Below are 22,877 nucleotides of genomic sequence, written 5' to 3' on the forward strand. Positions count from 1 at the left end.
AAACGGCGCGCAGCTTCAACATAGGCAATCATTCTCAAAGGGAGGAAACGATGAGAAAGAACCTGATCCTTGCAACCGCACTGACCATGGCCTTCGGAACGGCGGCGGCCCAGGCTGAACAGTTCGTGACCATCGGCACTGGCGGCGTCACCGGCGTCTATTATCCCACCGGCGGTTCGATCTGCCGCCTGATGAACAAGAACCGCAAGGAAACCGGCGTGCGCTGCACCGTCGAATCCACCGGCGGCTCGGTTTACAACATCAACACCATCCGGGAAGGCGAGCTGGAATTCGGCGTCGCCCAGTCAGACTGGCAGTTCCACGCCCTGCACGGCACCTCCAAGTTTGCAGCGACAGGGCCTTTCGAGGACCTGCGGGCGGTGTTCTCAGTCCATGCGGAGCCGTTCAACGTGATGGTTCGGGCCGATGCGGGCATCGAGCATTTCGACGACCTGGCGGGCAAGCGCGTCAACATCGGCAACCCCGGCTCGGGCCAGCGCGGCACCATGGAGGTGCTGATGGAGGCCAAGGGCTGGACCAAGGACACCTTCGCCCTGGCGGCTGAGCTGAAGTCGGCCGAGCAGTCCAGCGCGCTTTGCGACAACCAGATTGATGCCTTCATCATCACCGCAGGCCACCCCTCGGGCAACCTGACCGAAGCGGCAACCACCTGCGCCGCCAAGCTGGTGCCGGTGACCGGCGAGGCGGTGGAAGGCCTGATCAGCGGCAACGCCTACTACCGTTCCGCCACCATCCCCGGCGGCATGTACCGCGGCACCGATGGTGACGTTGCGACCTTCGGCGTCGGCGCGACGCTTGTCACCTCCGCCAGGGTCCCGGATGAGGCCGTTTATGCGCTGGTCTCGTCGATCTTCAACAACTTCGATGACTTCCGGAAGTTCCATCCGGCCTTTGCCAGCCTGACCAAAGAGGAAATGGTGTCGGCCGGCCTGTCCGCGCCGATCCACCCCGGAGCCCTGAAGTACTACCGCGAGCAGGGCTTGCTTGAATGACACATTTTCCGGAGGCGGTGTGCTGCCTCCGGCTTTGGCAAGGCAGGCAAGGCAGGCAAGGCAGGGGGGATGGAAACGCTGCTTCGGGAAAACAGCAGCGGCCGGCTAAGCGGAGCTTCAGGAGCTTGTCAGCTCCCCCGATGCGGGCGGTCTGGCGGGGACACCGGCAAACGGGGGCTCTGGCGGTCCTGCCGCTTCTGGCAGGCGGCCGGTCATTCCCCGGCAACATGCCAATGATCTTACACAGCTCAACCCGCCCCAAACTGCTGCGGCGGCAAATGTCAGCTTTGCACCAGGACCGGTTCCAGGCCATCTCCAAGCCGGCGAATTGGGAAATGCCGGCGAATGGCTTGATCCACCTCGTCAGGGATGTGCGCGGGCGCGGGCTGGGCCAGCATTTCCCTGGTGCGCGCCCGGGCGTGTTCAAGAAGGTCCTTGTTGGATGCCCCCGCCCATTCCTGGGGGGTGCGCCGGTCCGCCATTGCCGGGTAGAAATAGTCGCTTTCCATGCGGTTGATCGTCTGGTCATGGCCTAGGAAGTGCCCCGGCCCGCCGACGCAGACATCCCGTATGGTTTCGAGGGACAGCGTTTCATCGCTCACCTCGAAGCCCCGGGTCGCGCGCATGACCGACCCGATCAGGTCATTGTCCAGAACGAAGCTTTCCAGCGATGCCCCCAGGAGCGAGCCGTACATGCCGGCCGCCTCATAGATCAGGTTTGCCCCGGCCAGGGAGGCCAGCAACTCGGTGTAGCCCTTTTCGTAACCCGCCTGGAAATCGGGAAGTTTGCTGTCGGTCATCCCCGCGCTTACGGCGCAGGGGATGTCATAGAACCGGGCCATCTGGGCACAGGCCGCCATCAGCAGGCCCTGCTCGGCACTGCCGCCCGACATCGCACCGGTGCGCAAATCGCTGACAAAGGGCAAGGCGCCGAAGGTGGCGGGGTGGCCCGGGTTCAGCAGGTTGACATAGACGACACCGGCGAGCACCTCGGCGGTCTGCTGCGCCACGGCCCCTGCCAGCGGGGCGGGGCTGGTCGCACCCGCTTGCCCCGCCGAAACCAGTTTGAGCGGGATGCCGTATCTGGCAGCGCATTCGATCACCCCAAGCGCTTCTTCGGCAAAGGTCAGCGGCGGGACGATGAAACAGGTGGAAACACACATCGGCGGGCGGGCGCGCAAGGCATCCGGACCGCCGGTGACCATTGCCATCATCTGCACCGCCTCTTCCATCACCCCGGCCGAGCCGAAAGAGGTGCCCGTGGGCTTTGCGGTGCCTTTCATGCAGGCATAGGCGGTGTTGAGATCCATCTCACGCGGGTCGGTGATGTCCCGGGCAACAACGGTCCGCTGGAACATGTGGATATTGGGCAACTGGTCCGCAAGACGCGCCATATCGTAGAGATCGCGCAGGGTGCTGTCGCGGATCTTGCCGGTCTCGCTGTCGATGATATGCACCGCCGCGCCGGATGTGCCGAAATGGGTGCGGCTGCCGGACGGGTCGATATCGAACTCCGGCTTCAGACCATGCAGTTTGAACCCCCGGCCTGCGGTTTTCAGAACCTCGCGCACCAGGGTTTCAGGCATCAGCAGGCGGCCATCTTCGCTCAGGGTGCCGCCCGCGGCGCAAACCGTGCCGATGCAGGATTGCGTGGCGCCTTTGACGCCGATCTCTTCGAGGATGCGCATGGCGGTCTGGTCGATCATGCCGATTTCGGATCGGGACAAGGGCGCGAACCGGCCGCCTTCGATCCCGGGCCAGATTGCCGGGGTCGGGCCGGATCCGGCACCGCCGCCGCGGATTTGCCGGCGTGCGGCGCGGCCGCCTGAGCGTTTGCGGTGGGTCATGCGGAAATCCTCCGGAAAAATGCGGCAATGTCCGGTGCATCCGGCCATTGGAGAAGGCTGGTGAAGGTGTCTTCGGGGTGCCCCGTCAGAGCCCGGTATTTCGCGTCCAGCTGGTCCGGGGTCATGGGGTTTTGCGCAGCCCCGAGCGGGTAGGCGCAGGCGGATTGCAACACCTCTCCGCCCGCCAGACTGATCGTCAGCTGATCCGGCTGACGCGGATCATAGTTCATTTCAGGCCTTTTGGCCGGCTCAGGAGCAACCATCGTCAGGCTGATGAGCCGGGCAGTCTCCGGCTGTTCCCAGAATGCGCCGGCGCTGTCGTCAAGGGTCAGGTTCCCGGACACGAGCATTTGGGCAATGCAGGCAGGGACAGAGAACAGGGCTTCAGTCCGCGTGCGCGGGCGGTCAAAGGGTAGGATCGCCGCGTGAAAATCGGGCATGCTGGCGCGGATCGACGTTATCCCGAAAAGCCGCCCTGCAAGGGCGGGGCGCAACTCCAGCGCCGCCGTCATCAGCCGGTGTGTGTATCCGCAGGACGGCCAGGGTTTGAGGACGAGCCCGTATTCGTCCAAGGCCCAGGGGGCGCCAAGCCTGTCCAATGCCTGCGAGAACCGCCGGGGATCAAAATCGGCCATGAGCCCCGCGAAGCCGCGTGCATGGTCCAGGACATGAGGCTGACCCGTGACGCCTTGCGCGGCAAGCAGCGCGGCCTCCAGCCCGCCCCGTGCAGCCCACCCTGCCTGAAGGGGTTTGGCATTGGAGCCGAACTGCAGCGTGAAACCGGCGGATTGGGACACCGCCAACGCAAGGGCATGCGCTGTCTGCTCCTCTGTCAAGCGCAGCAATCGGGCTGCTGCGCCCGCAACGCCAATGACGCCAAGAGTTGCCGTGGAGTGAAAGCCGCGCGCGTAGTGGTCCAGCGACACGGCCTCGCCAAGGCGCATGATGATCTCGGCCCCGACGGCATAGGCGGCAAACAGATCCGCGCCGCCGGACCTGCGGATATGGCTGGCCGCCAGCAGGGCTGGCAGCAGGATCACCGTTGGGTGCGTGTTCCCCGGTTCCTCCCAGTCATCGAGGTCCCACGCATGGCCTGCGACGGCGTTGATTTGCGCGGCCATCGGCGCGCTGAGCGTATCGCTGGTGCCGTAGAGGGGGACCGGGCCCGGACCGAATGCGGCCAGCGCCTGCGTCACCCGGCGGGCAACGCTGCTGCCGGCCCCGGCCAGGATGCAGCCGAAGCAATCCGCGACCGCCGGGGCAATCACCTGTTTCAGCCCGGCATCCGGCGCTGCCGAAACCGCAAAGGCCGCCAGCCGGGAAACCGCGGTCATGACACCTTGTCCTGTGCTGCGGGCATCCTGTCCTTGCCGTGGGCGTGCATGCGCTTCTTGCGTTCACGGGTGATGCGGGTGGCGTCTTCGCTGCCATCGTGGAACGAGCCGAAGATCACGTCCCATGGCATCTCGGCGGTGCCGTAGTTGCACTCGAAATAGCGGTGGTGCAGCTGGTGGAAAAAGTCGCCCGCGTTGAAACGGTTCCTGTCCTTCACGCTGATTTTTTCAAAGCCTGAATGCGACACACACGGGTTGAGGCCGTTCACGTAGCAATGAAACAGGAAGTGGATCGGGTGCGAGGGCACGATGAAGTGAATGAGCAGCGTCGAAAAGTACAGGACGGCTTCGACCGGGTGCATCGAAATGCCGGCCCAAGGGCCGATGTTGATGTTCCGGTGATGCAGCGAGTGGGCCAGGCGGTACATCGGCGGCCAGTGCAGCAGGCGGTGCGCCCAGTAGAAGTGAAAGCTGGACCAGACCGGAATGATCACCAGCCAGGCGAGGAACCAGACGGGATTTGACGCCAGGGTGATCTGCGGCACCATCCCATTCGCAGCCGCCCAGAAATAGCCGGTCTCATATAATGTCCAGCAGGTCAGGCTGGACGCGATCGACCAGAACATGTTGTCGCGGACCTGATTGCGGAACGTGAAGTGGCCGTTGTCCGCCGCTTGATCGCGGCCGTCGAATTTCAGCTTTTTTCCCTGGCCCTTGAGCGTGATGAACCACAGGTGAAGGCCCCCGGCGACAAGCACCAGCAACAGGAAATTGCGCAGCCAGATTTGCAGCATCCACGCGGGCGCAAGGCTCTGCATCTCCTCCCAGCCGGGCTGAAACCACTGGTAGACAGCCCAGGCAAGAAACAGCTCGACCGTGACGGAACTCAGCGCAAGCCAATAGGCCGAAAGCCACTTCAGCCAGGCCAGGGGCCTTGGCGGCCAGTTCAGGATCGGCGAAACCGGGATCGGCAGATCGGGGTGGTGGTTCCAGGCGGCGTTGCGCTTGCGTTCCATTTGTCAGACCTCGCGAATTCAGGCAAAGGGATCAGGCTGGCTGGGGCTGGTGGAAAGCCAGACGGATTTGGTCTGGAGGAAGCACCGCATGCCGTCCCAGCCGTTCTCGCGCCCGTAGCCCGATTGCTTGCGGCCGCCGACGGGGGACTGGGTGGCGGCGTTGAAGTAGTTGTTGATGTAAACCGTGCCGGCCTCGATCCGGTCGGCCATGCGCATCGCCTTTGCCACATCGTGGGTCCAGATGCCGGCGGCGAGGCCGTAATCCGTGTCATTGGCAGTATGGATGACCTGGTCTTCGTCGTCCCAGGCCTCGGTGCTGGCGACGGGGCCAAAGACCTCGTTCTGGGCCAGATCGGCACTGTTGGGGACATCGGCAAAGATTGTCGGGCCAATGTAATATCCGGAGTCCCGGCAGGCGCTGCGGCCATCCAGCAGCAGCCTGTGGCCGGCTTTCTCTGCGGCCCCGATCCGTTTCAGGACATTTTCGTAATGCGGCCTGTTGGCCATCGGGCCGATCTGGGTGGCAGGATCCAGCGGATCACCCACGCGGGCCTTCTTGACGACCTCAACCAGCCGCTCCGTGAATTCACCGATGATGCCGCGATGCACCAGAAGCCGCGAGCCGGAGATGCAGCTTTGGCCGCCCGGCGGGAAGATGCCCGCAGCAGCGCCGTTTACCGCCAGGTCCAGATCGGCGTCCGGCAGAACGATCTGGGGGGACTTTCCGCCAAGCTCCATCACCACCGGTTTGACCTGCCGGGCCGCGGCAACCGCGGCCGCGCGCCCGCCGGCCGTGCCGCCAGTGAAACTGACCATGCGCACATCCGGGTGTTCGATCATCGGCGCGGCGGTGGTTGGGCCATAGCCCGTGACCACGTTCAGCACGCCCGGCGGCAAGTCGGCCTCCAGCAGCACCTCCATCAGGTCCAGGGTGGAACAGCTTGAATGCTCCGACGGCTTGATCACCACCGTGTTTCCGGCCGCAAGACAGGGCGCCAGTTTCCAGAACAGGGTCCCGAGCGGCGAGTTCCACGGCAGCACCTGCGCCACCACGCCAAAGGGTTCCCATTTGACGTAATTATGGATGTCCGGGGCCTCGGCCGGGATCACGCGGCCTTCGAACTTGTCACACATGCCCGCGTAATAGTGGAAGCTGTCAACCAGCCATTGCCCCTCGCGCAGCCCCGGCGTGATCATCGACGGCAGCTTGCCGTTGTCCTGGGTCTCGACCGATCCCAGCCGCTCGGCGTGTTTCGAGACCGCATCGCCCATGCGCCGCAGGCAGCGCCCGCGCTCCGCCGGGTGCATCCGCCCCCAGGGGCCGTCGTAGAAGGCGGATTTCGCCGCAGCCACCGCACGGCCGACATCTGCGGACCGGCAATCGGGCACCCGCGCCCAGACCTGCCCGTTCGCGGGATTTTCGCTGTCGATATAGCCGCCCTCCGCGGGGTCGTGCCACGCGTTGCCGACGAAAAACTGAAAGTTTCGGATCGTCATTTGGCGGTCTCCATCGGGAATTCAGGGGGCCAAGGGCGCACGGCCAAGGATCATGTCGGCGGCCTTTTCCGCCATCATGACCACCGTGGCATAGAGGTTGCCAGTGATTTGCGCGGGCATGGCCGACGCATCGCAAACCCGCAGCGCCTCAACCCCATGCACGCGCAGCTGGCTGTCCAGCACGTCGCCCATGCGGGCCGTGCAGGCCAGGTGATGGCCGGTATAGGCGGTTTCGCGAATGGCCTGGGTGACTTCGGCGTCGGATCGGGCGTCTTTCCACACGCCGGTCTCGCCGGTGACAAGCCGTGCAATCGGGTTTTGGGCCATCACCTCCCGCATCACCGCAACCCCGCGTTTCAAAACGCCGATATCGTGGGGATCGGCAAAGTAATTCGGGTCGATCACCGGATGGGCCCTTGGGTCCGCGCTGGCCAGCCGCACCGTGCCTTCGGACCGGGGCCGTTCGAGGTTGATGTCGATCTGCACCCCCGGCCGGGCCATCTTGCGCCCGCGCACCAGCAGTTTGCGTCCGAGCCGTTGCAGCACCGGCACGCCCTCCCCGGCGCCGTTGCCGAGGTTTTCCTCGACCACCATGGGGGTCATGAAAACCTCCAGCTCAGGCAGGGCCGGGTCGCCAAAGGCATGAAACAGCACCGTGGAAAAGAACGCCCCGCCTCCGGGGCCGCCGCCATTCAGCAGCCAGTGCCCCATCAGCTTGGCCGCACGGTCCAGCCGCTGGTATCTGGCGTGGCTCAGATCCAGCCGGTCCGAGCCGTATTGCAACGGCACATCAGGATGATCCGACAGATGCGCGCCCACGGAGGGCAGATCGGCCACCACGTTAATCCCATGCCCGGCCAGATGATCCGCGGGTCCGATCCCCGACAGCATCAGCAGCTGCGGCGTGCCAATGGCTCCTTGGCACAGGATCACTTCGCGCGCGGCACGGATCACTTCTCCGCTCTGCGTCTGCACCCCCGCCGCCCTGCCGTTCTCGATCACGACCCGCGCGACCTGGGTGCGGGTGCGGATCGTCAGATTGCGCGGGGGCTTCTTCAGATAGGCAATCGCCGAGGATTGCCGCACGCCTTTTGAAACAGTGCTGTCATTGCGCGCCACGCCGGTGCGGAGCGGCCCGTTGAAATCGTCGATCCTTTGGTGCCCGGCAGCCGCGGCGGCGTCGAGGAATGCCTGCTCCATCTCTCCGAAATTCCGCGCCGGCTCGGTTTTCAGGGGCCCGTCCGCCCCGTGCCAGGCGTCGCGCCGGAACCGCGCGCCTTCGGACCGGCGGAAATACGGCAGCACATCCGCATAGGACCAGCCGTCGAGCCCCCTCTGCTGCCAGGCGTCGTAGTCCGCCGCCACCCCGCGCATATAGATCATGCCATTGACGATGGAGGACCCGCCCAGGGCCTTGCCGCGCGGGAAATAGACCCGGCGCGCGTTCAGTCCCGGCTGCGGGACTGAAGTGTAGCCCCAGTCGAGCTTTGGGTTGCCAAAGACAAACCCGTTTCCCGCGGGCATCCGGATGAACAGGCCGCGCCCCTTGCCGCCGGCCTCAACGAGGCAGACCGAAACACCGGGGTCTTCGGCCAGCCGCGCCGCCAGCGCACAACCGGCGGACCCGCCGCCGGCGATGACATAGTCAAACGCGCTCACCCTCCAAGCCTTTCGAGGATCGCATCGGTCATCGCCGCACCTGTGGCTGTCCCGCCCAGATCGGGCGTCATGACCCCGGACTGCAGAACCTCAGCGACCGCATCTTCGACCTGCTTTCCGGCCGCAGGCAGCCCGAAGCTGTAGGTGAACATCATGCCGATGGACAGGATGGTGCCAACGGGATTGGCAATGCCCTGCCCCGCGATGTCAGGGGCGGATCCGGCGGTGCTTTCATAGAGTCCGAAGACCGGCCCGCCGTCCGGATTGGCTGACAGGCAGGCCGAGGGCAGCATGCCCAGGGATCCGGCGTAAACCGCGGTCAGATCGCTGAGCACATCGCCCAGCTGGTTGCAGCCGATCACCACGTCGAAATCATGCGGGCGCATCATCAGCTGGTAGGCGCAGTTGTCCGCGAACATGTTCTCGAACGCCACATCCGGGTAGTGGCGGGCCACTTCGGTGACAACCTCGCGCCAGAGCTTGTAGCTTTCCATCACGTTGGACTTGTCGCAGCTGACCAGCCGTCCGCGCCGCTTGCGCGCCAGCTGGAACCCGCCGTGGGCGAAACGGGCAACCTCGGCCTCGTCATAGGCTGTCAGGTCAAAGCCCTGCCGCAGTCCGTTCACGTCGCGCCGCCCGCGCTCAGTTGCGAACATCGCCCCGCCGCACATTTCGCGCAGGATCAGCACATCGGCCCTGTCCGCCAAACCCGCTCGAAATGGTGTGCGGTTCAGAAGCGCCCCCCAGGCGCGGGCAGGCCGCAGGCCCAGATAAGTCTGCAAGTGGTGGCGCAGATACATCAGCCCGTCCTGGCATTCGGCCCCGCCCGGCACCTGGATACCGTCCCACTGCGGGCCGCCAACGGCGCCGGCCAGGACTGCGTCCGAAGCCCGCGCCCGGGCAAGCACATCGGGGGTGCAGAAGGTTCCGTAAGCCTCCCATGAGGCCCCGTGCAGCAGGCCATGCTCCACCGACAGGTCGATGCCGGAGCGCGCGGCCAGATGGCGGGCAACCCGCAGGCCCTGTTCCAGGATTTCAGGGCCAATCCCATCGCCGCCCAGGGCCAGAACCTGTTTCCGCACGGATCATTCCTTCTTCAATGTTCAATTCAGCATTGCGCAGTTGAAAACTTGGAAAAAGGCGGAAATGGTGAATGCATATAGTTCATCAAAGGAATGATGGTGTCCCGCCGGATCCCTCTCCATCAGATCAACGCCTTCGAGGCGGCGGCGCGCTGCCTGAGTTTTTCGCGCGCCGCACAAGAGCTGAACGTGCAGCAGCCCGCGGTCAGCCGGCACATCGCGGCGCTGGAGGCGGATTTGGGCGTTTCCCTTTTCCTCCGAAGCAAACCGCGCCTGACACTGACAGAGGAAGGGGAAATCCTGGCCGGGGCAGTCGCCGCAGGCTTTGATGCAATCCGCGAGGGGCTTGAGACACTGCGCGCCCGGAGCGGCGATGAAACCATCATCGTCAGCGCCAGCATCGGGTTTACCAGCCTCTACCTGCTGCCCCGCCTGGCCGGGTTTCAGGCGGCCTTTCCGGATATCAAGCTGCAGGTCATCACCCGGGATCAGAACGCGGATTTCGACCCCGGGAAATGCGATGCGGTCATCCTGTTCGGCGAAGACGGCCTGGCCGGGGCAGAGAGCCGGCTGATCTTCAAGGAAACGATGATTGCCGTCTGCCACCCCGGTCTTTTGCGTGATGGAGCACCGATGGACCTGCCATCGCTGGGACAGCAAAAGCTGCTTCATTTGAACAGTTCAGACCATAACAAGGACTGGAACCGCTTCTTTCAGGAAACCGGTGTTGTCCCCCCCAAACCGCCCGCCCATGACAGTTACCTCAGCTACATGGTCTACTTGCGGGCCATCCAGAACGGTCTGGGGGTCGGCATTGGCTGGCGCCACATACTGGATGAGTTTCTGGCGAACGGAACGCTGGCGCTTGCTTGCGAGCACGAATGCAAAACCCAACGCGGGTATTACTGCTCCTTGACTCCAACGGGCGCCCGAAAGGCTGGAACAACGTATTTTCTGGACTGGATCGGACGGCTCGAGTGATCATATCCAGCGCCGGGCAGGCCCGCACTGCTGCCGCCCGTCCGAACAAGGGCTCCCAACCTGCGGAGCCTTACGGGTGCCGGCCTCGGCGGCGGTGGGTGCCAGTGGCCAAGCCCCCCAGGAACCCCCCATAGTATTTAGTTGTTGGGGTTTTGCCCGCGGAACAGACGGTCCTTTCGAACATCAGGCCTTTCAAACACCCGGCCCGGCCTTTGCCTCTTCATTCTCCGCCGCACTTGATCCGAATGACCGATCCGCCCGCAGCAGCAGCATTTCGGAGACGCATCAGATTTCACCGGAACGGTCCTTGAAAGCCGGGCTGAGACGCGAGCTTCAATCCGGTCATTCGCCTCGGCCGGTCACGACAATAAGCGGCGCGGGCGAAGCCTTGCCGGCGCTCCGCCTAACGGCCGGTTCCAGCCGGTTTCTTTCCGGGGGTGCACAGGTTGCGCCAGAAGCCGAAGACAGCTGCCGGCGCAAGCCTGCCGGGCAAGCCTAATGGTTCAGAATCTTGCTCAGGAAGTCCTGCGCACGTTCGCTTTCGGGGTTGCCGAAGAAGTCCTCCGTAGGGCGGTCCTCGACCACCCGGCCGGCATCCATGAACACCACCCGGTCCGCCACCTTGCGGGCAAAGCCCATCTCGTGGGTGACAACCATCATCGTCATGCCGTCCTGCGCCAACTCGACCATCACATCCAGAACCTCGTTGATCATTTCCGGATCAAGGGCTGATGTCGGCTCGTCGAAAAGCATCGCAATCGGGTCCATCGCAAGGGCCCGGCTGATCGCCACCCTCTGCTGCTGGCCGCCCGACAGCTGCCCGGGGAACTTCTCGATGTGCGGCAGCAGCCCGACCCGGCTGATCAGGGCCTCGGCCTTGGCGTTGGCTTCGTCGCGCGACCGGCCCAGAACCTTCTGCTGGCCCAGGCACAGGTTCTCGCGCACGCTCATGTGCGGGTACAGCTCGAAGTGCTGGAACACCATGCCGATCCGCGAGCGCAGCTTGGTGAGGTTGGTGCCCTTTTTCGTGACGTCCACATCCTCAACCAGGATGCGGCCCTGCTGAACCGGCTCCAGCCCGTTCACGCATTTGATCAGGGTCGACTTGCCGGAGCCGGACGGCCCGCAGACCACCACGACCTCGCCCTTGCCGACATGGGTGGTGCAATCGGTCAGCACCTGGAAGTCGCCGTACCGTTTGGAGATGTTTTCGATGCTGATCATGCGGTTTTGGCCTTCTGAAGGCGCCGGACAAGGAGCGAGCCGGCGAAGCAAATGGTGAAGTAGACAAGCGCGGCGAAAATATACATTTCCGCCAGCCGGCCCTCGGTGCGGGCCACGATTGAGGATGCGGTCATGAAGTCGCGCAGGCTGACGACGAAGACCAGGCTGGTGTCCTGGAACAGGATGATGCCCTGGGTCACCAGGATCGGGATCATGTTCCGGAACGCCTGCGGCAGAACCACATAGCGCTGGATCTGCCAGTAGCTGAGGCCGGTGGCCTGCCCGGCATGCACCTGCCCCTTGCGGACCGATTGGATGCCCGCGCGGATGATTTCCGAATAATAGGCCGCCTCGAACATGACAAAGGCGATCAGCGCCGAGTAGAAGCCTCCGATCGGGCGGCCCAGTGCCAGCGGCACCAGGAAGTAGAACCAGAAGATCACCAGGATCAGCGGCACCGAGCGGATCAGGTTCACATATCCGGCGGCGGCCAGAGCCAGGGGCATGATGCCGGAGAGCCGCATCAGTGCCAGGCCGGTGCCCAGGATGATGCCGCCGATCACCGCCAGAAAGGTCAGCCAAAGCGACAGTTGCAGCCCTTGCCACAGGAAGGGAAGGTTGCTGGAAATGACGGAAAGATCAAAATCACCCATGGCTCAGCCCTTTCCGACAAAACCCGGGATACGGGTATATTTTTCAAGCGATTGCGCGATCACCGTCGCACCAAGCGCAATGACCACATAGATGACCGTCGCAGCGGTGAAGGCTTCAAACCCCTGAAAGGTGTATTCGGCGATCTGCTGGCTTTGCGCGGTCAGTTCCAGAAGCCCGATGGTGAGCGCCAGGGAGGAGTTCTTGAAGATGGTCAGGAACTCGGAGGTCATCGGCGGCACGATCAGCCGGAAGGAAATCGGCAGCAGCACATAGCGGTAGGTTTGCGCGGTGGAGAAGCCGTTGGCGTAGGCCGCGCTGGTCAGGCCGGGGCCCACAGCGTTGATCCCGGCACGGACCTGTTCCGCCACGCGGCTGGCGGTGTAGAGGCCCAGGCCGATCACCGCCGTGACATACTCGGGATTCGGCATGTCCCGCTTCATCCAGCGGCCCAGATCGTCCGGGACGATTTCGGGCATCACGAAGTACCACAGGAACAGCTGCACCAGGAGCGGCACGTTGCGGAAAAGCTCGACATAGGCGGTGCAGATGGCGGCAGCGGGCCTTGACGGCAGGGTGCGTCCGACACCGATCAGCACGCCGGCGGCCAGAGCCAGAACCCAGGCTGCAAGCGCGACCGCAAAGGTCCAGCCCACCCCTGACATCAGCCAGCCCAGGTATTCCTCCTCAAAGAGGACACCCCAGTTCCAGTTGTAATTCATGATTGTATACCCTGATGAAGGAGCCGGGCCCCGCAAGCCGCGAAGGCCCGGCCGTGCAGGTGCGGAAAGAGATTATTCAGGCAGCGCGTTGATTTGGAACGCGGACTTCAGCAGGTCGGTCTGCGCAACGCCCAGCGGATCGAACCACTTGGCATAGATCTCGTTGATCTCGCCCGAGCGGAACACCTCGGCCAGGGCCTTCTTGCCCACCAGTTCAAAGGCGCTGTCGTCGCGGCGCACCATCAGCGCATAGGGGTCGAAGGAGAGAAAATCGCCCACAACCTCGAATGCGTCGGGTGACTTGGACTTGGCGATCAGCCCGTACAGCAGGATATGATCGGTGGCATAGACATCCACCCGGTCGGTTTCCAGCGACAGCATGCCTTCAGCATGGTCACGCACCGGGAGCACCTTCACATCCAGCCCCAGCTCTTCGATGGCAGCCTTGACCGCGCGCTCGTTGGTGGTCCCCTGCGACAGCGCAACGGCTTTGCCTTCCAGGTCCGCGACCGAGCTGATGCCCGACCCCTTGCGCACCATCAGCTTGGTTCCGGTAATGAAGGTGGTCGGCAGGTATTCCACCTGTTCCTGACGGGCCAGGTTGTTGGTGGTCGAGCCGCATTCCAAGTCGATGGTGCCGTTGGCCATCAGTGCGATCCGGGTCTTCGGGTTCACCGGCACGTATTTGATCGACAGTTCCTTGCCCAGTTCCGCAGACACGGCATCGACCACTTTCATGCAAAGGTCGATCGAATAGCCAACCGGTTTCTGGTTCTCATCCAGATAGGCGAATGGAACCGAGCTTTCGCGGTGCCCGATGACAATCTCGCCCGAGGCATCGATCTTGGCCAGGGTTCCCGTGCGGTCCTGGGCGGAGGCCGGGGCCGCCAGGGCCAAAGCGAAGGCCAAGGCGGCCGCTGGTTTCAGAAATTTCATGATGTTCTCCCTGTTGAACTGGTGTTTTCTTCCGTTAGTCCTGATAGCCCGGCAGGCCGAAGATGCCGGGGTATCCAAACAGCGCCGCGCTGCCGCCGGTATGCAGGAACACGATGTTATCCATGCCGTCGAAATAGCCCTTGCGGACCTGGTCGAGCAGGCCGTCGACCCCCTTGCCCGAATAGACCGGATCAAACAGAAGCCCCTCGAGCCGGGCCAGCTTCAGAAGCGCCGCGCGCATGCCCTCGGTCGGCAGCCCGTAGCCTGGCCCCACATAGTCGCAATTCGCCCGCACCGAGGCCCGGTCGATTTCGGCCCCCATGCCAAGGTAGTCCATGGTCTTGCAGGCCAGATCGAAGACCATGCTTTCCTGTTTTTCCTGCGGCGCCCGCACGCCGATCCCCAGCAGATGAATATCGCTTGCAAGGCCCGCAAGGCCCGCCACCAGCCCGGCCTGGGTGCCGGAACTTCCGGTGGCATGGACCAGCGCGTCGATCTTCAGCCCCATCGCCGCGGCCTGCTCCTCCAGTTCGGCGGCGCAGTTCACATACCCCAGCGCACCGACGCGGTTCGAACCGCCGCCGGGGATGATGTAGGTCTTGCGGCCCTGGTCCTGCAGCGCACCGGCCAGGGTTTCCATCTCGGCATTCATGTCAGCACCGCCGGCACGTTTGGAGATGGTCGCGCCATGCAGCTGGTCCAGCAGAACGTTGCCGTTGAAATTATAGGCTTCGTCCTTCGACCCGGTGCGGTCCTCCAGCAGGATGTGGCAATCCAGGCCCAGCTTGGCCGCCGCCGCCGCCGTCTGGCGGGCATGGTTGGACTGGGTGGCCCCCTGGGTGATCACCGTATCGGCGCCGAGCTTCAGCGCCTCAGCCATCAGGAATTCCAGTTTGCGGGTCTTGTTGCCGCCGGAGGCGAGGCCGGTGCAGTCATCGCGCTTGACCCAGATGCGCGGCCCGCCCAGCTCTTCGCTCAATCTGTCCAGGGGCTCCAAAGGGGTTGGCAGGTGGCCCAGCCGCACACGCGGAAAGTTGCCAAGTGCGCGCTTTACAAGCGCGAGATTGCCGCCCCCGGCGGTTGGGTCTTCTGTCACTGCGGTGGTCATCAATACATCCCTTTTGCGTATTTCTAGTAAGGCTAACCGCTGAAAAAGCCGTTGAACAATGCAAGTATTGCAGTCTACCCATACATTTGGTATGAGTGGCCCGTGGATACTCGCCTTCTCGAAGATGCTCTGATCCTGCTGGAGGAGCGCAGCCTGACTGCCGCTGCGGCGCGCAGGAACGTGACCCAGCCAGCCTTTTCCAGGCGCATACGTGCATTGGAGCATTGGATTGGCAGGAGCTTGCTGGTCCGCGAGGCCAACCGGGTGGAATTGTCCCCCATACTGCTGCAAAGCGAATCTCAGATCCGGGCGCTGCTGGCGCATCTGCGGCAATTGCACGGGCATCTGAAAAACGCCGAAGGCAGCGGCGAGCCGCTGGTGCTGGTGACCCAGCACTCGCTGTCGGCGTCGGTCGTCCCGGAGCTTCTCCGCAAGTTCCGCACAAGCAGCCAGCCGCGGCAAATCCGGTTGCGGACGCAAAATCAGGTTGCGGCCATGTCCACGTTTCTGCGCCACGAAGGCGATGTCCTTGTGAGCTATGAATACCGCGAACTGCCGCAGGCGCCTTTTGACGATACCGTTGACCGCTATGTCTGGCGGCGGGACACCCTGCTTCCCGTCGTTGGCGGCGCGCTGCGGCATGAACTCCTCGAAGGCCAGATCCTGCCGCCGGATGCGCCCTGCATTGACTATCCTGCCGAAAGTTTCTTCGGGCAGATTTTGTCGCTGCACCAGCACAGGGCTGAACGGCCCTGGGCGGCGGCGGCGGCAGTGGAAAGCGCGTTCTCGGTGGGAATTGCCCAGATGGTTCTGGAAGGAAGCGGCGCCGCCTGGGTGCCTCACTCCCTCATTCGAAACCACATCATCTCCGGCGATGTTGTTATTCTCTCTCCAGAGTACGGCCGCCTGCCGCTGGATATCGTCCTTTACACCCATGTATCCAATCCACGCGGGGCCCTTTTCCGGAAATCTGTTGCTGACCTGGTTTGACAGAGGCCCGGAATTCTTGCGTCAGCGGCCATCCGCGCTTGTTACCTCGGGCAGTGTCCCGGCAGTTGGTGCAATTTCCGCCGGCAGCGCGGGCTGAGCGGAGCTTTCGCGCAGCGAAGCGAGGCCCGCGCGGGCCGCTTGGCGGCCCCGGTTGTTCTTCGGCTCAAGTTTGGATTGCCGGCCTGGCTTTGACCGAGGGCAGCCTGCCAGAGACTTCAGCGCTGCCGCAGCAATACCCGGCGCTGTGTGCATGCGCGGCGCGAAAGTGACGCTTCTGCCAGGCTCAAACCTTGGCCGCCATAGACGCGGCAAACACGCAGTGGAGAATCGCAAGCTGGTTGCCGCACGAAAAAAGGCGGGGAAGCCCCCGCCCTTTCCGGCTTACATCTGAGACGCCGCGAGGCAGGTCATTTCCAGCAGCAGCGTCGCGCCCGCGAGCGCGGTTATCTCGGCGTGGTCAAAGGGCGGAGACACCTCAACGACATCCGCGCCTACCAGATTCACGCCGCCAAGCTTGCGGATCAATGAGATCGCCTGCCATGTGCTCAGCCCGCCGCAGACCGGCGTGCCGGTTCCTGGCGCGTAGGCCGGGTCGAGCGCGTCAATGTCAAAGGTCAGGTATGCCGGGCGGCCGCCAACCACTTCCTTGATCCGCTTCACGGTCGCCTCGACGCCTTGCTCATGCACGAATTCGGCAGTCAGCGTGTTGAAGCCATGCGAGCTGGCATTATAGGTCCTCAAGCCTGCCTGGATGGAATGTTCAGCATCCAGAATGCCTTCTTTTGCAGCGTGGTAGAACATCGACCCGTGGTCGAACCTCCTGTGCTGCTCTTCCCATGTATCCGAATGCGCATCGATCTGGATCAGCGAGATCGGCCCATGCCGCTCTGCCTGCGCACGCAGGATCGGTTCAGTGACCGAATGATCTCCGCCCATGGTCAGAAGGAAGGCCCCGGAGCTCAGAATTTGCTTTGCCTCTCTGAAGATCGTCTCCGGGATTTCCATCGGGAAGCCAGGGTCAAACGAACAATCGCCGTAGTCCACCATGCGCAGCTTCTCGAAGGGGTCGAAATCCCAGTGCCAGGGGCCACCGTCCCACGCGACATTGGTAGACGCTGCCCGGATGCTTCTTGGACCAAACCGGCAGCCGGGCCGGTTGGTGACGCTCAGGTCGTAGGGCACACCCCAGGCGACGATATCGGCGCCCTCCAGGTCACGGGAATACAGCCGCCGGAACAGGCTGGTTGCACCGCTGTAGGTGGGCTCATAGCCCATTCCGGATTGATGATTTCCCGTAAAGGCACGATCAGTTGCATCTACCATGATTTCGTCTCCCAAATCAGAAGGCGACAGCGTTGCAGAATAATTTCCAAGCGTATCGGGTAGTCCTGTGCAGGGAGAAAGGTTGCTTGAGACCGGCTTGGGAACAAGTAGCGAAAGCGGAACCGCAGCTTCGGCCGCACCTAACTGGCTGGCGGTCTCATCCCGCTCGGCAGTGGCCAAGCGCTGCCATCAGCGCCGCTTCCGCTTTCGGACACACGAAACATGCCGCGATTGCGAAACACCGTATCTGGACCAAGGTCCAGTGCGGGCTCTGACAGGTCATTGCCTGCGTCACGCAAGCACCTGCATTTCAGCCCTTCTTCTTCAGGCCGCAGCCTCGGCCTCGATCTCGACCATCAGGTCCGGCAGCGCCAGCTGCCGGATGCCGAGCAGGCTCTGCGGCGGCCGGATCCCGGCCGGCCTTATCCACTCGGCATAGACATCATAATGCTCCAGAAAGGCGTCAACATCCGTGGTGAAAAACCGCAGAAACACCAGGTTCCGCCGCCCCATGCCAGCGTCCCTCAGAATCGTGTCCACGTTGCCAAGCGCAATCCCGATCTGCCTGCGCATGTCGCCGGGTGCGGAAACCGTCACCCCCAGCGGCGCATCCGCATCTTCCTGCAGGTCCACCTGCCCCGAACACCGCAGAAGCCGCGTGGCACCCTCCACCACCTCGCCCTGATCCATCAGATAGGCCAGACCCCATTGGCTGGGATTGACGGACATACGCTTCATCGCTGCCTCCACTGTTCAACTAGAAACACGCACTCAAATCCCCGGCAGTGCCCCCAGCTTACAACGGCCGGGGAAATTCTGCCAAACCGCATGTGCCGCCTGCCCGCCAAAGGGTGCATGGCCGGTGCACGGGGGGTGTACAGGGGGTGCACGGATGCCACCCCCCTGCCCGGCCCTCTCCTGAAGGCACGAAAAAGCCCCGGATGTTTCCATCCGGGACTTTTGATTTTCCGCTTTGCGCTCCGGCTCAGCCGCCGAAGTCGTCGAGCATGATGTCCTCGCGGTCCACGCCCAGATCCAGCAGCATGTTGATCACCGACTGGTTCATGATTGGCGGGCCGCACATGTAGAATTCGCAGTCTTCCGGCGCCGGGTGGTTCTTGAGGTATTCCTCATAGAGAACGTTGTGGATGAAGCCGGTGTAGCCTTTCCAGTCATCCTCCGGCTGCGCGTCGGACAGGGCGACGTGCCATTCGAAGTTGTCGAACTCCTCGGCCAGCTGGTCGAAGTCCTCGACAAAGAACATCTCCTTCTTCGAGCGCGCGCCGTACCAGAAGCTGATCTTGCGGTCGCGGTTCTGCAGGCGCTTCAGCTGATCGAAGATATGGGAGCGCATCGGCGCCATGCCGGCACCGCCGCCGATGAAGACCATTTCCTTCTGGGTGTCGCGGGCGAAGAACTCGCCGAACGGGCCCGAGATGGTGACTTCATCACCCGGCTTCAGGTTGAAGATGTAGGACGACATCTTGCCTGCCGGAATATCGGTGGAGCCCGGCGGCGGCGAGGCGACGCGGACGTTCAGCATGATGATGCCCTTTTCGTCCGGGTAGTTCGCCATCGAATAGGCGCGCTCGACCGGCTCGTCCACGACGGATTTGTACTGCCACAGATTGAAGCGGTCCCAATCCTCGCGGTACTCCTCCTGGATGTCGAAGTCGGTGTAGGACAGCTGGTGGGCAGGCGCCTCGATCTGGATGTAGCCGCCAGCGCGGAAGTTCACATCCTCGCCTTCGGGCAGTTCCAGCACCAGCGCCTTGATGAAGGTCGCGACGTTATCGTTCGACCGCACCTTGCAGCGCCATTTCTTGACGCCAAAGACCTCTTCGGGGACTTCGACTTCCATGTCCTGCTTGACCGAAACCTGACAGGACAGGCGGTCGCCGCAGGCGGCTTCGCGCTTGGTGATGTGGCTTTCCTCGGTCGGCAGGATCGAGCCGCCGCCGGAGTGCACCCGCACCCGGCACTGGGCACAGGTGCCGCCGCCGCCGCAGGCGGAGGGGACGAACAGCTTCTCAGCCGCCAGCGTCTGCAGCAGCTTGCCGCCCGCAGGCACCGAGATGGTTTTTTCACCGTTGATGGTGATGTTGACGTTGCCGGTGGAGACCAGGCGGGAGCGGGCGGCCAGAATGACGGCCACCAGCGCCAGCACGATCACCGTGAACAGGACAACGCCGAGCGTGAAAGTTTCCATGTTTCCGCGCTCTCCCTTACAGTTTGACGCCGCTGAAGGACATGAAGGCCAGCGCCATCAGACCCGCGGTGATAAAGGTGATGCCCAGGCCCTGCAGGCCATCCGGCACGTCGGAATATTTCAGCTTCTCGCGCACGCCCGCCATCGCGGTGATCGCCAGCGCCCAGCCGAAGCCGGAGGAGAGGCCGTAAGTTGTTGCTTCCGCAAAGTTGTAGTCGCGTTCCACCATGAACAGCGAGCCGCCGAGGATCGCGCAGTTCACCGTGATCAGCGGCAGGAAGATCCCCAGCGCGTTGTAGAGCGGCGGGAAATACTTATCGAGGATCATCTCCAGGATCTGCACCATCGCCGCGATCACCCCGATATAGGAGATCAGGCCGAGGAAGGTCAGGTCCACATCCGGGAAGCCCGCCCAGGCCAGCGCGCCCGGCTTCAGGAGGTAGGTCAGCAGCAGGTTGTTGGCAGGCACGGTGATCGCCTGCACCAGCATCACCGAAATCCCCAGACCCAGCGCGGTGGAGATCTTCTTGGACACCGCGATGAAGGTGCACATGCCCAGGAAGAAGGAGAGCGCAAGGTTCTCGACAAAGATGGCCTTAACGGCGAGTGAAATCAGCCCTTCCATCAGTGCGCCTCCACGGTTTGGATTTTGTATTCACGCTCTTCCACCTGGTTCGGCTTCCAGGTGCGGAACCCCCAGATCAGCAGGCCGATCACGAAGAACGCCGAGGGCGGCAGCAGCAGCAGGCCGTTCGGGACATACCAGCCGCCGTTGTTCACGGTCTCCAGGATGGTGATGCCGAACAGCGAGCCGGAGCCGAACAGCTCGCGGATGATGCCGACCAGCATCAGGATCAGGCCATAGCCCATGCCGTTGCCCAGGCCGTCGATGAAGGACTCGACCGGCGGGTTCTTCATCGCGAACGCTTCGGCGCGGCCCATCACGATGCAGTTGGTGATGATCAGGCCGACGAAGACCGACAGGGTCTTGGAAATCTCAAAGGCATAGGCTTTGAGCACCTGGTCCACCAGGATCACCAGCGAGGCGATGATCACCATCTGCACGATGATCCGGATCGAGCCCGGGATCTGGTTGCGCAGGATCGAGATGAACATCGACGAGAACGCGGTCACAAAGGTCACCGCCAGGGTCATCACGAACGCCACCTGCAGCGAGGAGGTCACGGCCAGCGCCGAGCAGATGCCCAGCACCTGCAGGGTGATCGGGTTGTTGTCGACCAGCGGGTCGACCAGCATTTCCTTTCTGGTCTGCGCCATCAGATGTCTCCCGCTTGCAGGGCGTCAAGGAAAGGCCCGTAGCCTTCTTCGCCCATCCAGAATTTCACCAGGTTGTCCACGCCGACCGAAGTCAGCGTCGCGCCGGCCAGCGCATCGATATGGTGCTCCGGCCCGGCCGGGCCTTGGGTCTTGGCAACGCTGATCTGCAGCGCGCCGCTTTCGTCATGCAGCTTCTTGCCGCTCCACAGCGCTTTCCAGCGCGGGTTGTCCACCTCGGCGCCCAGGCCCGGGGTTTCGCCGTGCTGATAGAACTGCAAGCCATAGATGTCGTTGCCGTTCTCCTCCACCGCGATGAAGCCATAGAGGGTGGACCACAGGCCGTAGCCGTGGATCGGCAGGATCACCTTGTCCAGGTCGCCGTTTTCCTCGCGCAGCAGGTACACGGTCTTGTAGCGCGACTGGCGGCCGATGCCGGCCGGATCGTTCTCCAGCTCGCGGCTCAGCTCCGGATCCTGCGCGGCGGCCAGATCGTCAAAGCTGGCGGCCTCGAACTGCTCGGTGAACTCGCCGGTTTCCAGATCCAGCACCTGCGGTTCGAACGCGGCAAAGGCTTCGGCGACATTCTGGCCCGGCTCATAGAGGCCGGCCACCTGCAGAACGTTCAGCTGCTTGTCGCGCTTCTTGTTGGTTTCCTGCACCGGGCGCAGCGACACGGCGGCGGTGGACACGATCATCGAGGCCACCAGGCAGACGGCGACGGCGATGAACACGGTCTTGCCAACCGAGTCCGGCGATGCGGCGAGGAAGCGGCCAATCAGGCCCTTGCTTTGGGGATCAGCCATGGCGGCGCGCCCTCCGTTTGATGTTTGCCTGCACGACGAAGTAGTCGATCAGCGGTGCAAAGACGTTGCCGAACAGGATCGCCAGCATCATGCCTTCGGGGAAGGCCGGGTTCAGCACCCGGATCAGCACCACCATCACCCCGATCAGCGCGCCATAGATCAGGCGGCCCATGTTGGTGTGGCTGGCCGAAACCGGCTCGGTCACCATGAACACCAGGCCAAAGGCATAGCCGCCCAGCACCAGGTGCCAGTACCAGGGCATCGCAAACATCGGGTTGGTGTCGGAGCCGATGAGGTTCAGCAGCATCGAGAAGGCAATCATGCCGCCCAGGCAGCCCACGATCAGGCGCCAGTTGGCAATCCTGGTGGCCAGCAGGAACACCAGGCCGATGGCGCAGGCCAGTGTCGAGGTCTCGCCAAAGCTGCCCTGAATGGTGCCATAGAAGGCATCCGACCATTCAATGCCCTTGGCGGCCAGCGCCTGCACGCCGTCGGCGGCGGAAACCCCCAGCGCGGTGGCGCCGGAGAAGCCGTCAACCGGGGTCCAGACGGAGTCGCCCGACATGTTGGCCGGGTAGGCGAAATACAGGAACGCACGGCCGGTCAGCGCCGGGTTCAGGAAGTTCTTGCCGGTGCCGCCAAAGACTTCCTTGCCGATCACCACGCCAAAGATGATGCCAAGCGCAACCTGCCACAGCGGCGCTGAGGCCGGCATGATAAGGGCATAAAGCATCGAGGTGACCAGGAAGCCCTCGTTCACCTCATGGCCGCGGACGGTGGCAAAGATGACTTCGAAGATGCCGCCCGCAACCAGCGTCACGATGTAGATCGGCAGGAAATACAGGAAGCCGTGGGCGATATTGGCCATCGGGTTGGCTGCATCCAGCGAAATGCCGAACACCTGCAGCAGGGCAATCCGCCAGCCGGTCGCCGCATCAGCGCCAAGCGCGGCAATTGCCGAGTTCGCCTGATAGCCGGTGTTCCACATGCCCCACAGGATGCAGGGGATGGTGGCGATCACCACATAGGTCATGATCCGCTTCATATCGATGTAGGAGCGGGCATGCGGCGCCACGGTGGTGACGGTTTTCGGGGTGTAAAGGAAGGACTCCACCATTTCGTAGACGGGGAAGTACTTCTCGTACTTGCCACCCTTCTCGAAATGCGGCTCGATCCTGTCAAAGAAGCTGCGCAATCCCATCCG

21 protein-coding genes are annotated in these 22,877 nt (G+C 63.2%); 3 read left to right on the forward strand and 18 right to left on the reverse strand.

The annotated features are described in order from the left end of the window. Positions 1–50 precede the first annotated feature (50 nt). Positions 51–1,013, forward strand: a complete 963-nt coding sequence (locus ACFMBG_RS11760) for a TAXI family TRAP transporter solute-binding subunit (protein ID WP_421054889.1) — start codon at positions 51–53, stop codon at positions 1,011–1,013. 281 nt (positions 1,014–1,294) lie between these two features. Here the strand turns inward: ACFMBG_RS11760 and ACFMBG_RS11765 are convergent, their stop codons facing one another. The 6 genes from ACFMBG_RS11765 to leuB are packed head-to-tail and all read right to left on the reverse strand — an operon-like array spanning position 1,295 to position 9,448. Continuing rightward, entirely contained in the window at positions 1,295–2,860 is a 1,566-nt protein-coding gene (locus tag ACFMBG_RS11765; RefSeq protein WP_421054890.1) for a trimethylamine methyltransferase family protein, read from the reverse strand. Continuing rightward, positions 2,857–4,194 carry an MmgE/PrpD family protein gene (locus ACFMBG_RS11770; RefSeq protein WP_421054891.1) on the reverse strand — a complete coding sequence of 446 codons (1,338 nt, stop codon included), beginning with the start codon at positions 4,192–4,194 and terminating at the stop codon, positions 2,857–2,859. Before ACFMBG_RS11770 ends, ACFMBG_RS11765 begins: the two co-directional genes overlap by 4 nt. Next, positions 4,191–5,210, reverse strand: coding sequence for a sterol desaturase family protein (locus ACFMBG_RS11775; protein ID WP_421054892.1), 1,020 nt, complete (start codon positions 5,208–5,210; stop codon positions 4,191–4,193). The genes ACFMBG_RS11770 and ACFMBG_RS11775 overlap by 4 nt, the downstream gene beginning before the upstream one ends. Before the next feature lie 18 nt (positions 5,211–5,228). Then, positions 5,229–6,707: an aldehyde dehydrogenase gene (locus ACFMBG_RS11780; RefSeq protein WP_421054893.1), complete on the reverse strand. Its 1,479-nt coding sequence runs from the start codon at positions 6,705–6,707 to the stop codon at positions 5,229–5,231. A 21-nt stretch (positions 6,708–6,728) separates the two neighbouring features. Beyond that, complete coding sequence (locus ACFMBG_RS11785; RefSeq protein ID WP_421054894.1) at positions 6,729–8,366, reverse strand: GMC family oxidoreductase; 1,638 nt, start codon at positions 8,364–8,366, stop codon at positions 6,729–6,731. Beyond that, on the reverse strand, positions 8,363–9,448 hold the full coding sequence (leuB, locus tag ACFMBG_RS11790) for a 3-isopropylmalate dehydrogenase (protein WP_421054895.1): 1,086 nt from the start codon (positions 9,446–9,448) through the stop codon (positions 8,363–8,365). The genes ACFMBG_RS11785 and leuB overlap by 4 nt, the downstream gene beginning before the upstream one ends. A 99-nt stretch (positions 9,449–9,547) precedes the next feature. Here leuB and ACFMBG_RS11795 point away from each other — a divergent pair, with 99 nt between their 5' ends. Next, positions 9,548–10,429, forward strand: coding sequence for a LysR family transcriptional regulator (locus ACFMBG_RS11795; RefSeq protein WP_421054896.1), 882 nt, complete (start codon positions 9,548–9,550; stop codon positions 10,427–10,429). Between the two features lie 495 nt (positions 10,430–10,924). Here the strand turns inward: ACFMBG_RS11795 and ACFMBG_RS11800 are convergent, their stop codons facing one another. The 5 genes from ACFMBG_RS11800 to cuyA form a co-directional block, all read right to left on the reverse strand. After that, complete coding sequence (locus ACFMBG_RS11800; protein WP_421054897.1) at positions 10,925–11,653, reverse strand: amino acid ABC transporter ATP-binding protein; 729 nt, start codon at positions 11,651–11,653, stop codon at positions 10,925–10,927. After that, positions 11,650–12,306, reverse strand: a complete 657-nt coding sequence (locus tag ACFMBG_RS11805; protein WP_421054898.1) for an amino acid ABC transporter permease — start codon at positions 12,304–12,306, stop codon at positions 11,650–11,652. Before ACFMBG_RS11805 ends, ACFMBG_RS11800 begins: the two co-directional genes overlap by 4 nt. A 3-nt stretch (positions 12,307–12,309) precedes the next feature. Then, entirely contained in the window at positions 12,310–13,026 is a 717-nt protein-coding gene (locus ACFMBG_RS11810; protein WP_421054899.1) for an amino acid ABC transporter permease, read from the reverse strand. Between the two features lie 72 nt (positions 13,027–13,098). Further along, positions 13,099–13,962, reverse strand: coding sequence for an amino acid ABC transporter substrate-binding protein (locus tag ACFMBG_RS11815; protein WP_421054900.1), 864 nt, complete (start codon positions 13,960–13,962; stop codon positions 13,099–13,101). A 34-nt stretch (positions 13,963–13,996) separates the two neighbouring features. Further along, a complete protein-coding gene (gene cuyA, locus ACFMBG_RS11820) occupies positions 13,997–15,058 on the reverse strand; it encodes a D-cysteate sulfo-lyase (protein ID WP_421054974.1) in 1,062 nt (353 codons plus the stop codon). 63 nt (positions 15,059–15,121) lie between these two features. Between cuyA and ACFMBG_RS11825 the strand changes: the two genes are divergently transcribed. Beyond that, on the forward strand, positions 15,122–16,060 hold the full coding sequence (locus ACFMBG_RS11825) for a LysR family transcriptional regulator (protein WP_421054901.1): 939 nt from the start codon (positions 15,122–15,124) through the stop codon (positions 16,058–16,060). 381 nt (positions 16,061–16,441) lie between these two features. Here ACFMBG_RS11825 and speB read toward each other — a convergent pair whose 3' ends face one another. The 7 genes from speB to ACFMBG_RS11860 form a co-directional block, all read right to left on the reverse strand. Then, entirely contained in the window at positions 16,442–17,383 is a 942-nt protein-coding gene (speB, locus tag ACFMBG_RS11830) for an agmatinase (protein ID WP_421054902.1), read from the reverse strand. A 324-nt stretch (positions 17,384–17,707) separates the two neighbouring features. After that, positions 17,708–18,121 carry a RidA family protein gene (locus ACFMBG_RS11835; protein ID WP_421054903.1) on the reverse strand — a complete coding sequence of 138 codons (414 nt, stop codon included), beginning with the start codon at positions 18,119–18,121 and terminating at the stop codon, positions 17,708–17,710. A 247-nt stretch (positions 18,122–18,368) separates the two neighbouring features. Continuing rightward, positions 18,369–19,592 carry an NADH:ubiquinone reductase (Na(+)-transporting) subunit F gene (nqrF, locus tag ACFMBG_RS11840; protein WP_421054904.1) on the reverse strand — a complete coding sequence of 408 codons (1,224 nt, stop codon included), beginning with the start codon at positions 19,590–19,592 and terminating at the stop codon, positions 18,369–18,371. Positions 19,593–19,608: 16 nt separating this feature from the next. Beyond that, positions 19,609–20,217 (reverse strand): NADH:ubiquinone reductase (Na(+)-transporting) subunit E, encoded by a 609-nt coding sequence (gene nqrE, locus ACFMBG_RS11845; RefSeq protein WP_421054905.1) that lies wholly within the window; start codon positions 20,215–20,217, stop codon positions 19,609–19,611. Continuing rightward, positions 20,217–20,870, reverse strand: a complete 654-nt coding sequence (locus ACFMBG_RS11850) for an NADH:ubiquinone reductase (Na(+)-transporting) subunit D (protein ID WP_421054906.1) — start codon at positions 20,868–20,870, stop codon at positions 20,217–20,219. Before ACFMBG_RS11850 ends, nqrE begins: the two co-directional genes overlap by 1 nt. Further along, the gene (locus tag ACFMBG_RS11855) at positions 20,870–21,673 is read right to left on the reverse strand and encodes a Na(+)-translocating NADH-quinone reductase subunit C (protein ID WP_421054907.1); all 804 of its coding nucleotides are present in this window, start codon (positions 21,671–21,673) and stop codon (positions 20,870–20,872) included. Before ACFMBG_RS11855 ends, ACFMBG_RS11850 begins: the two co-directional genes overlap by 1 nt. Next, the gene (locus ACFMBG_RS11860) at positions 21,666–22,874 is read right to left on the reverse strand and encodes an NADH:ubiquinone reductase (Na(+)-transporting) subunit B (protein ID WP_421054908.1); all 1,209 of its coding nucleotides are present in this window, start codon (positions 22,872–22,874) and stop codon (positions 21,666–21,668) included. The genes ACFMBG_RS11855 and ACFMBG_RS11860 overlap by 8 nt, the downstream gene beginning before the upstream one ends. Positions 22,875–22,877: the final 3 nt, after the last annotated feature.

It is taken from the genome of Leisingera coralii, assembly GCF_049056525.1.
In the GTDB taxonomy this organism is placed as follows: Bacteria; Pseudomonadota; Alphaproteobacteria; order Rhodobacterales; family Rhodobacteraceae; genus Leisingera; species Leisingera coralii.